Origin of the sequence: Methylobacterium nigriterrae (genome assembly GCF_037106235.1) — a bacterium.
GTDB lineage: Bacteria > Pseudomonadota > Alphaproteobacteria > Rhizobiales > Beijerinckiaceae > Methylobacterium > Methylobacterium nigriterrae.
Genome location: NZ_JBAWTG010000749.1, coordinates 1 through 287, shown reverse-complemented (window position 1 = coordinate 287; position 287 = coordinate 1). Strand labels below are relative to the sequence as shown.

Genomic DNA, 287 nt, shown 5'->3' with positions numbered 1-287 from the left:
CGTATGGCCTGCAGCTCCAGCTCGACGACGATGCGGCGGGCGAGGCCCTGGCGGCGGAAGTCGCTATGGGTCCAGATGCGCTTCATCTCGGCCGTGCGCTCGTCGTAGCGCTTGAAGGCGCCGCCGGCGATGGCGCGGCCGTCGCGCAGCAGCAGGACGAAATTGCCGTCCGGTGGGGCGAAGAGCTCGGCCGGGTAGCGGCTCATCTCGGCGCCCGGCGGCTCGCCGAAATAGCTGCCATAGCGCGTGGCATATTCCCAGGTGAGCTGCTCGACCAGCGGCTCGGC

1 protein-coding gene is annotated in these 287 nt (G+C 70.0%); it reads right to left on the bottom strand.

All coding sequences use genetic code 11. The annotated features are described in order from the left end of the window. Positions 1-287, bottom strand: a 287-nt coding sequence (locus WDW90_RS38985; protein ID WP_336492983.1) for a GNAT family N-acetyltransferase, incomplete at both ends; no start/stop codon positions are given.